This is a genomic window from Acinetobacter sp. C26M, from assembly GCF_023702675.1.
GTDB lineage: Bacteria > Pseudomonadota > Gammaproteobacteria > Pseudomonadales > Moraxellaceae > Acinetobacter.
In genome coordinates, this window is sequence record NZ_CP098478.1 from 1644980 (window position 1) to 1659326 (window position 14347).

The 14347-nt window shown below is 39.8% G+C and carries 15 protein-coding genes, 1 tRNA gene and 1 riboswitch; of the genes, 4 read left to right on the forward strand and 12 right to left on the reverse strand.

The features are described 5' to 3' along the window. Window positions 1–17: 17 nt before the first annotated feature. From NDN11_RS07370 to NDN11_RS07420, 11 genes are all read right to left on the reverse strand, one after another. Window positions 18–470 (reverse strand): Mpo1 family 2-hydroxy fatty acid dioxygenase, encoded by a 453-nt coding sequence (locus tag NDN11_RS07370; RefSeq protein ID WP_251111255.1) that lies wholly within the window; start codon window positions 468–470, stop codon window positions 18–20. Between the two features lie 135 nt (window positions 471–605). Further along, the gene (locus tag NDN11_RS07375; RefSeq protein ID WP_251111256.1) at window positions 606–1217 is read right to left on the reverse strand and encodes a septal ring lytic transglycosylase RlpA family protein; all 612 of its coding nucleotides are present in this window, start codon (window positions 1215–1217) and stop codon (window positions 606–608) included. 289 nt (window positions 1218–1506) lie between these two features. Continuing rightward, window positions 1507–2508, reverse strand: a complete 1002-nt coding sequence (gene mltB, locus NDN11_RS07380) for a lytic murein transglycosylase B (protein ID WP_241327853.1) — start codon at window positions 2506–2508, stop codon at window positions 1507–1509. A gap of 19 nt (window positions 2509–2527) precedes the next feature. Beyond that, window positions 2528–3670 (reverse strand): rod shape-determining protein RodA, encoded by a 1143-nt coding sequence (rodA, locus tag NDN11_RS07385; protein WP_167246575.1) that lies wholly within the window; start codon window positions 3668–3670, stop codon window positions 2528–2530. A gap of 154 nt (window positions 3671–3824) precedes the next feature. Continuing rightward, the gene (locus NDN11_RS07390; RefSeq protein WP_167246577.1) at window positions 3825–4484 is read right to left on the reverse strand and encodes a hypothetical protein; all 660 of its coding nucleotides are present in this window, start codon (window positions 4482–4484) and stop codon (window positions 3825–3827) included. 33 nt (window positions 4485–4517) lie between these two features. Next, the gene (gene queF, locus NDN11_RS07395; RefSeq protein ID WP_251111257.1) at window positions 4518–5333 is read right to left on the reverse strand and encodes an NADPH-dependent 7-cyano-7-deazaguanine reductase QueF; all 816 of its coding nucleotides are present in this window, start codon (window positions 5331–5333) and stop codon (window positions 4518–4520) included. After that, window positions 5330–6103, reverse strand: coding sequence for an ABC transporter permease (locus NDN11_RS07400; RefSeq protein WP_167246581.1), 774 nt, complete (start codon window positions 6101–6103; stop codon window positions 5330–5332). The genes queF and NDN11_RS07400 overlap by 4 nt, the downstream gene beginning before the upstream one ends. Beyond that, on the reverse strand, window positions 6100–7035 hold the full coding sequence (locus tag NDN11_RS07405; protein ID WP_005204396.1) for an ABC transporter ATP-binding protein: 936 nt from the start codon (window positions 7033–7035) through the stop codon (window positions 6100–6102). The genes NDN11_RS07400 and NDN11_RS07405 overlap by 4 nt, the downstream gene beginning before the upstream one ends. Window positions 7036–7174: 139 nt before the next feature. Beyond that, a tRNA-Arg gene (locus NDN11_RS07410) sits at window positions 7175–7250 on the reverse strand. A 125-nt stretch (window positions 7251–7375) separates the two neighbouring features. After that, window positions 7376–7963 (reverse strand): hypothetical protein, encoded by a 588-nt coding sequence (locus NDN11_RS07415; RefSeq protein WP_251111258.1) that lies wholly within the window; start codon window positions 7961–7963, stop codon window positions 7376–7378. 140 nt (window positions 7964–8103) lie between these two features. Next, a complete protein-coding gene (locus NDN11_RS07420) occupies window positions 8104–8796 on the reverse strand; it encodes a putative quorum-sensing-regulated virulence factor (RefSeq protein ID WP_251111259.1) in 693 nt (230 codons plus the stop codon). Between the two features lie 242 nt (window positions 8797–9038). Between NDN11_RS07420 and NDN11_RS07425 the strand changes: the two genes are divergently transcribed. Beyond that, window positions 9039–10292 (forward strand): alpha/beta fold hydrolase, encoded by a 1254-nt coding sequence (locus tag NDN11_RS07425; RefSeq protein WP_251111260.1) that lies wholly within the window; start codon window positions 9039–9041, stop codon window positions 10290–10292. Window positions 10293–10343: 51 nt separating this feature from the next. Here the strand turns inward: NDN11_RS07425 and NDN11_RS07430 are convergent, their stop codons facing one another. After that, on the reverse strand, window positions 10344–11171 hold the full coding sequence (locus NDN11_RS07430) for a DUF695 domain-containing protein (RefSeq protein WP_251111261.1): 828 nt from the start codon (window positions 11169–11171) through the stop codon (window positions 10344–10346). Between the two features lie 162 nt (window positions 11172–11333). On the opposite strand from NDN11_RS07430, the gene glyA reads away from it, so the two are divergent. The 3 genes from glyA to NDN11_RS07445 all read left to right on the forward strand — a co-directional run bounded on the left by glyA (window position 11334) and on the right by NDN11_RS07445 (window position 14344). Next, window positions 11334–12587 (forward strand): serine hydroxymethyltransferase, encoded by a 1254-nt coding sequence (gene glyA / locus NDN11_RS07435; RefSeq protein ID WP_005187674.1) that lies wholly within the window; start codon window positions 11334–11336, stop codon window positions 12585–12587. A gap of 210 nt (window positions 12588–12797) precedes the next feature. Further along, a riboswitch (guanidine-I (ykkC/yxkD leader) is annotated at window positions 12798–12899 on the forward strand. A 46-nt stretch (window positions 12900–12945) separates the two neighbouring features. Further along, on the forward strand, window positions 12946–13683 hold the full coding sequence (locus NDN11_RS07440) for an urea amidolyase associated protein UAAP1 (protein ID WP_251111262.1): 738 nt from the start codon (window positions 12946–12948) through the stop codon (window positions 13681–13683). A 16-nt stretch (window positions 13684–13699) separates the two neighbouring features. Next, window positions 13700–14344 carry an urea amidolyase associated protein UAAP2 gene (locus tag NDN11_RS07445; RefSeq protein ID WP_251111263.1) on the forward strand — a complete coding sequence of 215 codons (645 nt, stop codon included), beginning with the start codon at window positions 13700–13702 and terminating at the stop codon, window positions 14342–14344. The last annotated feature ends 3 nt before the right edge of the window (window positions 14345–14347 follow it).

A 14347-nucleotide genomic window follows, 5' to 3' on the forward strand; every position in this document is an offset into this window, starting at 1 on the left:
GCAAGATATACGCTAAATTAGCTTGTAATCGCTGATTTTTGACGAATTTTCCATTTAGGTAGGACTTTAGCTAAATAAGCGTCCATGCACCATACAGGGCCAATCAGAAGGAATTGTAAATCTTTAAAGAATGAGGGTTTCTTGCCTTCAACTTTATGCCCATAAAATTGTCCGATCCAAGCAATCACAAAAACGCCGATATAGAATCCAACACCGACAGGTAGGATCACAATTAGCCATGCCATAATGGCTAATAGGGCAGCCATCGCCACTGCTAAAACAATATCCAAACGTGCATAAAACACCAAAGTTAAAACCAGCAATAGCGCGGTAAGCAGGGTACTAAAATGCGCCAGAATACCAATGATCGAAAATAGAATTGCAGGAACACAGACCCAGTGGATTTTTTTGTTAGTTTGGTTTTGGTGACTGTCACTATATTCATCAAACCATTCATCGATCGACTTCACATTGCTCTCCATGCGATATTCATTTTTCTTGATTCAATATACCGAAGAATAGGATAGGGCGTAAAGCATTAACAAATGTAATAGATAAAAATAAAAAAGCCGCAATAAGCGGCTTTTTAGTAATGGTCTTAATGATTAAGAATTAGGACCATCAACACGTTCAATGCTCACATTACCTGTACCTGAGCTAGACATACCAAGTTGCTTTGCAGCACCATAAGATAAGTCTAATACACGGTTACCATGGAATGGACCACGATCGTTAACTTTTACAACAACACTTTTGCCGTTGTCTTTGTTTGTTACACGGATATAACAGTTCAAAGGTAGGCTACGGTGGGCAGCAGTCATGGCATTCATATCGAATGTTTCACCGCTTGCTGTTTTGCGACCATGGAATTGACGACCATACCATGATGCAACGCCATTTTGGCTGAATTTACGAACGGTGTTCGAAGCAACAGTATTCAGTTTTTCAATCACTGAAGGCTCTTCTGCTGGGATATCGATCTTAGCAGCGATCGTTTGGCGACGAACTTTGTCACCTGAACTCTCAGTGATTGAAAGACTATTAACGTTTGAAAAACGAGAATTAAAATTTTGAGAATCTTTGCTTAGTACGCGGGCAGCCAAATTAGAACCTTCCACATCATTTGCTAATGATGAAGACTGTACCATTTCAGCATGTAACGGGCTTAAACTTAAGCCTGCCGTCAGCGCTAGAATATATTTTAGCGAAAACTGCATTGTATAAACTCCTAGAGAACATGCTTTTCTATTTCAATAAAACACCTTGAAATATAGTGCACATGTCTAATTATTCACTTTTGCAATTACTTTAATCTTGCGGCGATAATATTCATCACTTACGAAGTGTGTCTAGTCCTTAACGATAAATAGTTACAAAAAGGGCAAAAACTTACAGTTTCGGATCAAAAAATGATCAACATTGTAACAATTTATGAAATTTGCTGAATATGTATACTTTTTTGATAAAAAAATTATTGACTTTTCATAATATTGTAAAAAAGCTAGCCTATCGGCTAGCTACTTCGGTGCCTAATAACCATACCGCAGTTGCATACATGCGGCTCTTATTGTAGGTCGTAATTACTTGGAAATTTGGATAAGTAATATAGTAAATTGGACCAAATTGATCTTGTAATTGAATGACATTGACTAAATCAAGATCATCAATTTTTACCAAAGGGTCAATTGGGGCGACACCTAATTTCTTTAATTCACCATAAGGGACTGGTTGAGTTAAATCCTTGGCAATAACGCTATCAGGGTTATTACCTAAGTAGCGAGCAGGGAAGCCAATAGGACGATCACGTTCCCAGCCATGTTGAGCTAAATAGTTGGCAATTGAACCGATTGCATCTGCCGCAGAGTTTCTTAAATCAATATGACCATTGCCATCGTAATCCACACCTAGTTTTTGAATATTACTTGGCATGAATTGCGGGTAACCAATTGCGCCCGCATAGGAGCCTACAATACTGTTGGTAGGATAGCCTTCTTTATATGTCCATGAAATCAACGCCGCTAATTCATCACTAAAATAGTCAGCACGACGTGGGTAACCAAAGGCAAGCGTTGCTAGGGCGTCTCTGGTGATGAAAGAGCCTTTATTGGCACCATAACCCGTTTCTACACCTAGAATACCGAGAATCACTGATTTAGGCACACCGTACTGCTGTTCAGCACGATTAAGTACATCTTCATATTGGCTTTTAAAACGCGCACCACGTTGAATGGTACCTTCAACCAAGAACATTGAACGATATTGATACCAAGGTTTGCTTTCACCAGGGCGGGTCATGATATTTAAAATATTAGGTAAATTACGTGCACCACTCATCGCAGCATCAATTTGCTCGCTGCTTAAGCCATAGGTTGTCATTGCCTTTTGTTTGAACGCAAAGTAATTAGGATGGTTATAAAATTCATTTGCTTGTGCCCAATTACTGCTCAAGAATAAACCAGCGCTTAAAGTTAAAAATTTAAAAGTTTTATTCAAAGTAGGAAGAAACATAAGTTTATAAAATTCCTCATTATCGATGTGTATGAATAGACATAACCAGTCCAAAAGTTGACATAAGGGTAATAATTGCAGTTCCGCCATAACTCATGAACGGCAAAGGCACACCTACAACAGGTAAAATACCACTGACCATGCCTGCATTTACAAATACATAAACAAAAAATGACAAACCAAATGCACCAGCAACCAAACGACCATAGTTGTGGAAGCTTTGTAAGCCGATTTGGAATGTTCTAAAAATGATCGCGCAATACAGAAGAATAAGTAAGGTGACACCAATTAGGCCAAACTCTTCTGAATAGGCTGCAATAATAAAGTCGGTATGACCTTCAGGTAAAAAGTGTAGGTGGGATTGAGTTCCCTCTAAGAAACCTTTACCTGAAAAACCACCAGAGCCGATTGCAGTTTTAGATTGAATAATATTCCAACCTGTTCCGAGTGCATCGGCTTCTGGATTAAATAAAGTTAAAACACGTTGGCGTTGATAGTCGTGCAGTAAAAATTCCCACGCAATTGGAATAATAATGCCCGCTACACCTGCTGCACCCGCAATTAACTTCCAAGACAATCCGCTAAGAAATAGCACGAAAATACCACTGGCAAGTACCAATAATGAGGTGCCTAAGTCGGGCTGTTCTGCAATAAGTAAAAAAGGTACAACAATGAGCAATAAAGACAGAATAACTTGCGAGAAGCTCGGAGGTAAGGCTTTGCGCGACAAGAACCAAGCCACCATCATTGGCATACCAATTTTCATAAACTCACTGGGTTGTACGCTACCAAAGCCGGGGATGTCGATCCAACGTTGTGCACCCATGCGAACTTCACCAAAAATCACCACTGCAAGCAGCGACAGTACACCGAAAACATAAAAGTACGGTGAAAAGGCCTGATACACTTTTGGAGGGATCTGCGCCAAACTAAACATGACCACAAAACCAATACCAAAGCTCATGGCTTGTTTGCTCACGAGTCCGACATCTTGTGCAGATGCACTATATAAGACAGTGAGTCCCAGTATGGCATTTAGAATAAGAAATAGACAAAGCCATGGGTCGATATGAAGTTGCTGCCAACGCGAAGGCTGATTGGCTGTGCTCAAGCCATCACGAGGTGCTTGACGTAAAAATTTATATTGTGGGCTTGGAGACATGCGATTCTAAATCAAGTAAATCAACGCTCCGCGAATGCTAACATAAACGCTGATTTAGACAATGCAAATTTAGAAATTGTGACATTTATAAGAGATTAATTTGGCATAAAAAAAGCGACGATTTTGCAATCGTCGCTTTCTGATTAGTCAAAGCTTATTTTTGTACCAACAACTGATCGAAGTGCTTGGTAAATACTTCGAGTTCAACTTGGCTTAAGCTTGGGATAAGTTTCTTAATCACGATATGAACTGCCGTTTCAACACCACTGGTTGCTACACTGGCAACGCCACGTTTTACCATACCTAGACCAAGTGTCTTGTTAAACTCTGTCATAAAGTGGTGGATCAAGGCATCAGCAAAAGTTTTAAACTGTTTTGTTAAAGCATCACGTTGTTCTTTACCGTTTCCAGCTGCAACTTCAGCAAAGCTTTTTTTCATTTCAGTCACAAGGCTATCTGGTAATACTGTACCGATACGTTGTTTACCTTCATTATCAATGAACAAGCTCTTTTCCATGAATGCTAATGATTCAAGGACTTGTTCATTTGGTGCCTTGCCGAGAAGCTGTTTCATTAAGGTTTCAACAATGCCGCGAATTTTAATCGCAAGTCCTTCGGTGGTATCTCTTTTGTCACTTGGTGGAAATTGTTGAACCAAGTGAACCAACATGGTGTCAATTAACTCATCGGTAAGCTGTAGAGAAATTTTGTCACGTAAAGGGTATTGTGGCTCTTTACTATCACGATTGGCTTGTGCAAGTTGAATGTCCTGACTCAAACTTGCTGACGGAAGAATACCGAAATAACTGGTCATTGAAGAACGTCCTCTATATCAAATTTATTCGTTTTATTGTCGTGCCAAGCGAATTGGCTCGGGCATCCATGACAAATCAGATACACGGCATGGGTTAATATCCAAGCCCCCACGGCGAGTATAGGTTGCATAGACCATCAGTTTTGCTGGTTTCAAAAGTTGCCAAATATCTGCAAACATTTGCTCAACACATTGTTCATGGAAACCATTATGCTGACGGTACGAGATAATATAAGCTAAAATGCTGCGATAACAAGGCTTTTTACCTTGTAAACGAATAAAAACAGTACCCCAGTCTGGCTGACCCGTCACAGGGCAATTACTTCTTAACAAATGCGAGTACAGCTCAATTTCAACGTCATCTTCTGCGGTCGTATCTAACTGCAATAAAGTTGAATCAGGATGTTCTGATAAACGCTCAGGGATTAGATCGTCGATACAGATCCCTTTAGGTTTAGAAATCTCTAAATCATCAACCTGAAACAGCTGTAGTTCAACTTTTGCACCAGCAGCACTGGATAAGTCACGTTCAACTGTTTCAACAAAAGCCTGTTGAGATTCAAATGGAGTGAAGTTCATGCTATTGAAATAAAGTTTAAGTGACTTTGATTCAATTAAATTTGGAGAACTTGCAGGTAGGGTTAAACGGCCAATCGCGACTTGCGGTAAACCAAAACTGTTCAGCCATGAGATTTCAAATACATGCCACCAGTCTTTACCCTGCGTAATTCCCTCAACATGTAAATACTGTTGACGAGACTCAGCACGGGCAATTGGAAATAAAACATCTGGTTGATATTGAGTAGGGTATTGGGTGTCTTTACCCAATAAAGAATGTTCAACACTCATTCACGCATTCCTGAACCACGAGCTAATAAATGATATGCAATTGCATACAGGACAACACAGCACAGCGTCACGATACCTAAAGAGAAGGTCACATTAACGTCGCTATGCCCTAAAATACCGTAACGGAAGGCATTGACCATATATACAATTGGATTAACTAAAGAGACGTTTTGCCAAAATGGGCTTAATGCACTAATGGCATAGAACACCCCACCTAAATAGGTGAGAGGTGTCAATACGAAAGTCGGGATAATTGAAATATCATCAAATGACTTGGCATAGACCGCATTGATGAAACCGCCCAATGAAAATAATAATGAAGTAATGATGACTGTATATATAGTCACAAACACATTATAAATTTCTAGGTGAGTAAAGAATAAGCTCATTATGGTGACGATTAAGCCGACCAATACACCACGACTAACACCACCAATTACATAACCCCATAAGATTAAATGTAATGGTACTGGGCTCATAATCAGCTCTTCAATGCTTTTCTGGAATTTGGCACTAAAGAAGCTTGAAGAAACGTTGGCGTAGCTGTTGGTGATCACGGCCATCATAATTAAGCCGGGCACAATAAACTGCATATAGCTAAAGCCGCCCATCTCACCGATACGTGAACCTACCAAGTTGCCAAAAATCACAAAGTACAAACTCATGGTGATTGCAGGCGGGAGCAAGGTCTGTGGCCAGATTCGCATAAAGCGACGAATTTCTTTAACAACTAAAGTCCAGAGAGCGGTTTGTAATTGACTGAAATTCATTGATCCGCTCCTGCAAGATTCTTCTCGACCATTTTCACGAACAATTCTTCTAAGCGATTCGATTTATTACGCATGCTGCTGACTTGGATATTCTGTGACTGTAAGAGCAGGAACAGATCATTCATGCTATGCGCCTTATCCATTGTTACTTCTAGGGTAACTGGATCAATCAGATTAAATTTAAAACCGATAATATTCAGGTCAAAAGTTTCGATTGGCTCGGCTAAATCGCAGATAAACGATTCTTCATTCAGTTGATTGAGGAAACCTTTCATCGAGGTATCTTCTTTAATCACACCGCGGTCAATAATTGCGATGCGACGACACAGCATTTCTGCTTCTTCTAAATAGTGTGTTGTGAGAATGATGGATGTGCCATTTTCATTCATTTCGGTGAGGAAGTCCCACATCGAACGACGGAGCTCAATATCGACGCCTGCTGTCGGTTCATCAAGGATCAGCAGTTTAGGTTCATGCATCATCGCACGTGCAATCATTAAACGGCGTTTCATACCACCCGAAAGCATACGCGATTGAATATTACGTTTTTCCCATAAACCTAATTTTTCTAAATAATGTTCAGCACGCTGCTCAGCCAGCTTTTTAGGAATGCCGTAATAACCCGCTTGGGTCACTAAAATATCGAAAGTTTTTTCGAATTGCCCAAAGTTAAATTCTTGAGGAACAACACCAAGACATTGTTTTGCATGAGAGGGATGGGTATCTAAGTTGTGCCCAAAAATCTCAACAGAACCAGATGTTTTTTTGGTTAAAGAGCTGATGATACCAATCGTTGTCGATTTTCCTGCACCATTAGGTCCTAATAATGCATAAAATTCACCTTCAGGTACGGTCAGGTCGATCCCTTTTAACGCCTGAAAACCATTACGATAAGTTTTGGACAAACCGCTCAACACCAAAGCATCAGTCATAAACGTCTCACGTTGTTAAATAGAACGGGTATTTTGAGCGATATGAAAAAATAAACCAAGTAGAAAAATAGGTTTATGGCGTGTTAAAAACAGAACGATTATAGAAAGGAGAGAATATATAGAAGAGAAGAAGATGCAATGGTGCGCTCAGCGGGACTCGAACCCACGCCACAGGCTTCGGAGACCTGTACTCTATCCAGTTGAGCTATGAGCGCATGTATGCGTGCCACATCATAGGCAAAAAATACAAGTAGGTAAATATATACCTTCTAATAAAGGTACTTCTTGTTTATTAAAACATCAATTTTATCGCTAGCTTATAAAGATTCTATATATCCAACTATAAATGTTGCACCGAATAATTAATTAACTTCAGTGTTTGATTCAACTGACTTGGTGGAATCCGCGATTCTTGCAAGGAGGTAATCCATTGCATTTGGCAAGCTTTAAGTTGTTGCAGTGAGTTGATGGATTGGATTTTTTGTATGAGCGGGCGAGCCATCAGACCGCAATAGGTCGTGAGTGTTTGAATCATGACTTGTTGGATTTCAACAAAAGGCAATTTTTCTAATTCAATAATTTCAGGTTCGATTTCTGGTTTTGGTTCAGCTGCAATCGGTTTTTGTACAATTGTGATTGCTTCTTCTGCTGTAACTGGCTCTGGTGTTGTTTTGAGATCATTGCTTTTTATTTCGGGTTCAATAGCTTCTTCTTGAACAATAGGTGATGCTTGTTCTGCTAATAGTCCCATATCAATCAGTTGTTGAACAAGTTCAGTCGGTGCAATCCTTTCCTTATAGTCTTGATCCAACTCTTTGAAATCTTCATGATCAATTAAAAGTAGTAGACGACGTTGACGTGCAGTCAATGCAATACTACGTTCTTGTAGGGCAGTTTGCCCAAGCTCTGTTTTAAAAAAATGTGACATCTCTTAATCTCCCCCAAATCAAGATCTAGACGGAGATTAAGATAAGGTTAAAAAATGACAGTAATGTTAACAATTTATTAAATATCATTGCCTTGTTTAAACTAAGTGGCAAATAATCTAAAAATTGCGAACTTTTACTCTTATTTAACCAGTTTAGCCTCTAATGCTTTACGCAGATATGGGTCAAGATCATCCTGACGCATCAACCATTGAATATAGTCGGCAGGAAGGTCTTGAATGGCTGTACCTTTATGTTTCCCAAAGGTAATCGTTTTGGGAATACGCGCTTCTTCTGAGGCAAGATAAAGTTGCTCGATATTTTGAATATTGAGTTGATGAATAATATGCATCAAGATGTTGGCTGTTAAGATAATGTCAGCATCTGCGCGATGTGCACCTTTCAACATTTCACGTGCTTTATCACTGCCTTTTGAGATCAAATAGATTAGAGCAGAAATATTATGTGCTTCGGCATCTTCCCAAACGTGACGTGCTAAAGCTAAGGTACAAATTGGTTTCAACTTTGAGGTGTCAACACCACAACGTGCAATTGCGGCAACATCATAATCAACATTATGCCCAATGATATAAGTGGTTTGAGCGGGAAGTTTGAACTCATTATAAAAAGGTTGGTCAATCAGATCTGATTCTAGAATATGGTGTACTGCCATTGCCGCGAACGAGATAGGCTGGCCGACCTGATAAAGCTGGTCAAAAATCTGTTTTTTATCGAGACTGAGTTTTCCATTTTCAATTTCAATGGGAGCATAAGCAATTTCAATTGGCAAACCATTCAGCGTGTGTGTTTCAGTGTCTAAGATGATTGCTTGCATAAAGTTGGCCTAGCTTGGTTGAGAATGTGAACATCTTACAAGAAATTCTCACAAGCAGTATTGAATGAGGTTGTATCAATTTCATTTTTTAGAAAATTGGCAACAACTTTGAATAAATAAGCAGCAAAGTGAAAAAATACTTGAACAATTTGATATTAAGCGCATTCTTATGGAAGTAATTGCCTTAGTAAAAGAAATACTAAGCATTAAAATGAAAACGATAAAAAATCAGGGAACATGACATGAATATGAAATTACTAACGGTTGCACTGCTGAGTTCTAGTTTGTTACTTACAGCCTGTAATGATGATGACAACGACAATATTTCGTTTATACCTAAGCCAGAAATTCCAGAAAATAATATTCAAAACCCTGTGGTTGGTATTCCAGTTGCTTATACCAAGACTGACTTCGGTGCTGTGGCTTCTGAAAGTTCGGTCATGACCTATAAAATGTTAGGGCAAGATGGAAAAGAGACCATGGCGACCAGTTTATTGTTTGTACCTGGTGGACCAATGCCAACTGGAGGATGGAAAATTGTTGCTTGGGCACATGGTACAACGGGAGTTGCAGACCAATGTGCACCAAGCCGTAATGCGACTAGTCCTGCTATTAAAGATATGATTAGTCAATTTCTGGCAGCAGGTTATGTGGTGGTTGCACCTGATTATGAGGGTTTAGGGGAGCCTGGCAGTCGAGAACTACATCCATTCTTAAATGTAAAAAGTGAAGCTTATTCGATTACCGATGCAGTGGTTGCTGCGCGATATTATTTAGCTGGTCAAGGTAAGCTGGTTTCTCGCCAATGGATGACTGTCGGGCATTCTCAAGGCGGTCAAGCCGCATTAGGTGCAGCACAATATCAAAGTCGGGCCAAGCTTGATTATAAAGGAACGGTTGCTATCGCACCTGCTTCTAATCTGGATTTAATTTTAACATTAGGAGAGCTGTCTGTTATAGGTAAACCATCAGCAGTACAGATTCCCGTTTATGCCAGTCTAGATACTTTTACTGCACTGATTACAGCAGGGTTACGTAATTCAAATCCTGACTTGCAATACAGCCAAATTTTCAAAAATCCAACGGCAGAACTTGCACAGAAATATGCCGAAACAGGATGTTCTGGTGATCTCGGGAATGCCTTTGGGTACAGTATGACGTTATATGATAAATCAACAGGAAGTTTAAATGGTTATGGTCGCACCCAAGATAATTTCTTAAACCTTCCTATTGTTAAAAACTTTACCACTAAAGATGGTCAACCTTTAACGGTCAAAGTGACTACACCAATTATTATTTATCAGGGAACCAATGACGCTACTGTTCCTCGATTGGCAACTAATACCTTGGTGAATTCTGCGCAACAACAGGGTACTTCTATTCAGTATATTACTGATGATAATAGTCCTGTAAAGTGGGACCATGGTACTGCCTACGAGGCGAATATTATTAATATTGTCAATGATGTAAAAACGGCAATGCCTGTGAATAATTAAGAGCAGGGAACAGCCCAACTTACTTTGTAAAAGGTAAGTTGGGTAGGTTGTTTAATTTCTAATGATCTGTGTTTCCCAACCATCATATTGAGCATTAAATTGTTGAGCCAATTTAATTAGCTGTGTAGTACATGCATCAATAGATTGTTGGTTCACAGAATCAATTCTGGAAATTTGTAGTTGATAATGAAAGTTTTGACTTGCTTCAACTTGATCTTGCTGAATAACTTCAAAGCCTAAAGATAGAATTGCTTTTGAAAAAACAGTTCGATCTGTGTCATTTTGGAAGTAAAGCCAGTGATCTACAGGGCGTTCAATTTCAAGATTATCTCCATGGTTTAAAAGTTCTTCAATGACAGATCTATTCGAGATGGATTGCATGGTTTCTTCATTTGGATACATATCATTGAAATAGGTTGACCAATCTGAATCAACTTTTTGGCCAAAATGATAACTATAGTCTGGACAAGATTGCATGATTTTATGAAGAATAGGGTCTACATCTATTCCATCTTTGCAATAAAAGTAGAAATATCTCAAGTGATTATGAGTCAAACGACCGACATAGAGAGCAGGGAGTCTGGTCGTAAGTGCGGGGATGAGTTGATCCTCTATTTCAATCAGGTGATCAAATTCCTCACTGGAAGATAGACCATCCTCTCTTGAATGGTTCATCTTTATCTCAACCCAGAGCAAGGTTGATCTATCTAATATCGGTGCAATTCTCGTCAAAGCCAGATTGAGAAAATAACTTGCAGGTTGTCCATTTAAATCACACATATAAAAATCCCAATTTTCTGGAACTTCTAGTAATTGATGAGTGGATTCTTTTGTTGTTGTATGATTCTTACTCGGCCAAAATTTATCGATTAATCCCATTTAGATATCCTTTTTTATTGTGTTGTTAGCATAACAATTAAGATGAGTAAAATTCACGAATAATTAAATAAATATCAAGCGGTGAAACCATAAACTTCGTGCTACAATATGTGCCAATCTTTAGCACGGCTTAAAAGCCCTAATTCATAGGACCCTCCGCTAATGTTTGCCAATATCTCTATTGCTGAATTTGATCCAGAATTAGCTCAAGCGATTGCTTCTGAAGGCGTACGCCAAGAAGCGCATATTGAGTTAATCGCATCTGAAAACTATTGCTCACCAGCTGTAATGGAAGCACAAGGATCAAAACTTACGAATAAATATGCAGAAGGCTATCCTGGCAAACGCTACTATGGCGGTTGTGAATATGTGGACGTGATTGAACAACTTGCAATTGATCGTGCAAAAGAGTTGTTCGGTGCAGACTATGCAAACGTTCAACCGCATGCGGGTTCACAAGCAAACTCTGCTGTTTACCTAGCGCTTCTTAACCCAGGTGATACTGTATTAGGTATGAGCTTGGCTCACGGTGGTCACTTGACTCACGGTGCTAAAGTAAGCTTCTCTGGTAAAACATATAATGCTGTTCAGTATGGTTTAAATACTGAAACTGGCGAAATTGATTATGAAGAAGTAGAGCGTTTAGCGTTGGAACACAAGCCACGCATGATCGTTGCTGGTTTCTCTGCATATAGCCAAATCGTTGATTGGCAGCGTTTCCGTGACATCGCTGACAAAGTGGGTGCATACCTTTTTGTTGATATGGCGCATGTTGCTGGTTTAGTTGCTGCAGGTGTTTATCCGAACCCAGTGCAAATTGCGGACGTTACTACAACAACGACGCATAAAACACTTCGTGGTCCACGTTCTGGTTTAATCTTAGCTAAAGCAAACGAAGAAATTGAGAAGAAACTTCAATCTGCTGTATTCCCAGGTAACCAAGGTGGTCCTTTGATGCATGCAATTGCTGCTAAAGCAATCTGTTTCAAAGAAGCAATGTCGGATGAGTTTAAAACTTACCAACAACAAGTTGTGAAAAATGCACAAGCTATGGCTGAAGTGTTGATTTCACGTGGCTTTGATGTTGTTTCTGGTGGTACAGAAAATCATTTATTCTTATTGTCTTTGATCAAACAAGACGTAACGGGTAAAGAAGTTGATGCTTGGTTAGGTGCTGCTCACATTACAGTAAACAAAAATGCGGTTCCAAATGACCCGCGTTCTCCGTTCGTAACTTCTGGTATCCGTATTGGTACGCCAGCAGTGACGACTCGTGGTTTTGGTGAAGCTGAAGTACGTGAACTTGCAGGTTGGATTGCTGACGTAATCGACAGCAAAGGTGACGAGAAAGTTATCGCTGACGTAAAAGCTAAAGTTGAAGCTGTTTGTGCAAAATTCCCAGTGTATGCAAACTAATTTGTATATCTAAAAAGAAAGCGCCGTAAGGCGCTTTTTTTATGCATAAAGAAAATTTAAAAAACATCAATTATTCTTATCTAAGGGCATCAAATTGGTGCTTTGTTTTTAAAACCGCACTCTGAACAAGCTAAAAATGATTCTTTTGATATTACGAATATGAAAAATCGTATTACTAAGCTGGCATGTCTTTTGCTTCATACCAATACAGATAAAGTTGTCTAGGGTTCCGATGTGTCCGTATGGAAACATGGCTGGTCCGAGAGATAACGGTTCGATAGAACTACACGGAGGGATAAAAGCCCGGGAGGACAGGCATATTGCCATAACGAGGTTAAGCATCCGAAAGAGGTTTGTTATGAATCAATCGTTCTATCACGACAATAAAATACTGTGGCAAGAAATATTACCCGGTGGGCATCACTGGTCTGGTCGCATTCAACGCGGTGCAGTTTTACAGCTTGAAGCAGTGGGGTATCATGCCAATGTGTCATTGTATTGTGTTAACGCCGATGACAAGCTCGAACGCTTTAATATGCCTGATAGCGTAAAAGCGCAACATACCGCTTTTCTCTCGACAGGCCATGTTCTGTATTCTGATCTTGGTCGCGTGATGGCCTCCATTGTTCAAGATGAACATGGCTGGAATGATGTGTTTTGTGGCCCGAGTACGGCACAGCAAATTGAACAACATTTTGGCAAAAAAAACTTTCAGGATGCGCGTAATGACATGCATCAAAATGGTCTAGATAGTTTATTGGTGGAATTGACCAAATTTGGTCTAGGCCAAGCCGATTTGAGCGCAACGGTAAATTTATTTTCAAAAGTCCAGCCTGATGATCATGGCCGATTAAGCTACGTCACAGACGATAATCAACAGCAAAAGATTGAACTGCGCTTTGAAATGGATTGTCTGGTTTTTCTTTCTGCAGCACCGCATGCACTCGATTCATCTACACATTATCAACCCTCCGATATCCAACTTCGTCTATTCAAAGCAAATGCCTTAACTGAACAAGATGTCTGTCGGGATTCATGTGCTCAAAATCAGCGCGGTTTTGCCAATAACACACGCTATTACGCATTGTCGAATTAAGATAGGGAGCAAGAAAATGACAGCATCAGCAAAAATTGAACAGATTGTTTTAGACGAGATTTGCCTTGCAGGCGAAGCATGGATGGGCGAAGTGAAGCAAGGTCAGTACTTCCGTATTATTGATTTGGAAGGCAACCAAGCCGTTGATACCTTATTTATCAGCGCCAACAATGTTGAAGAGCGTTATAGCGCAACCGATACCTTGGCGCAAAATCAACAACTTTATCTGGAAAAAGGCACGACTTTATTTAGTAATTTTGCCCGTCCCATCGCTACGATTGTCGAAGATAACTGTGGCAGACATGACACCTTAGGCGGCGCATGTTCATGTGAAAGCAATACGGTACGTTATGCGCATGATAAATATTCGATGCACAGTTGTCGCAATAATTTCATGTATGCCTTGGCGCAGCATCCGATTGCCAAAAAGTATCGGCTCAATGTCCGTCATATTGGCCCCAATATTAACTTTTTTATGAATGTGCCTGTGACTGCTGAAGGTTATTTAAAGTTTGAAGATGGGGTTTCTGCAGCGGGTAAATATGTCGAGATCAAAGCGGAAATGGATCTGATCGTTTTGATCTCGAATTGTCCGCAATTGAATAATCCTTGCAATGCCTATAACCCGACCAAAATCCAACTTGTTATAAGTGACGTGTGAGGT

What these genes read in the sequence shown, in the direction of transcription:
- NDN11_RS07375 (WP_251111256.1), bottom strand. Translation starts at nt 1,217, where the DNA reads ATGCAGTTTTCGCTAAAATATATTCTAGCGCTGACGGCAGGCTTAAGT.
- mltB (WP_241327853.1), bottom strand. Translation starts at nt 2,508, where the DNA reads ATGTTTCTTCCTACTTTGAATAAAACTTTTAAATTTTTAACTTTAAGC.
- rodA (WP_167246575.1), bottom strand. Translation starts at nt 3,670, where the DNA reads ATGTCTCCAAGCCCACAATATAAATTTTTACGTCAAGCACCTCGTGAT.
- NDN11_RS07390 (WP_167246577.1), bottom strand. Translation starts at nt 4,484, where the DNA reads ATGACCAGTTATTTCGGTATTCTTCCGTCAGCAAGTTTGAGTCAGGAC.
- queF (WP_251111257.1), bottom strand. Translation starts at nt 5,333, where the DNA reads ATGAGTGTTGAACATTCTTTATTGGGTAAAGACACCCAATACCCTACT.
- NDN11_RS07400 (WP_167246581.1), bottom strand. Translation starts at nt 6,103, where the DNA reads ATGAATTTCAGTCAATTACAAACCGCTCTCTGGACTTTAGTTGTTAAA.
- NDN11_RS07405 (WP_005204396.1), bottom strand. Translation starts at nt 7,035, where the DNA reads ATGACTGATGCTTTGGTGTTGAGCGGTTTGTCCAAAACTTATCGTAAT.
- NDN11_RS07415 (WP_251111258.1), bottom strand. Translation starts at nt 7,963, where the DNA reads ATGTCACATTTTTTTAAAACAGAGCTTGGGCAAACTGCCCTACAAGAA.
- NDN11_RS07420 (WP_251111259.1), bottom strand. Translation starts at nt 8,796, where the DNA reads ATGCAAGCAATCATCTTAGACACTGAAACACACACGCTGAATGGTTTG.
- NDN11_RS07425 (WP_251111260.1), top strand. Translation starts at nt 9,039, where the DNA reads ATGAATATGAAATTACTAACGGTTGCACTGCTGAGTTCTAGTTTGTTA.
- NDN11_RS07430 (WP_251111261.1), bottom strand. Translation starts at nt 11,171, where the DNA reads ATGGGATTAATCGATAAATTTTGGCCGAGTAAGAATCATACAACAACA.
- glyA (WP_005187674.1), top strand. Translation starts at nt 11,334, where the DNA reads ATGTTTGCCAATATCTCTATTGCTGAATTTGATCCAGAATTAGCTCAA.
- NDN11_RS07440 (WP_251111262.1), top strand. Translation starts at nt 12,946, where the DNA reads ATGAATCAATCGTTCTATCACGACAATAAAATACTGTGGCAAGAAATA.
- NDN11_RS07445 (WP_251111263.1), top strand. Translation starts at nt 13,700, where the DNA reads ATGACAGCATCAGCAAAAATTGAACAGATTGTTTTAGACGAGATTTGC.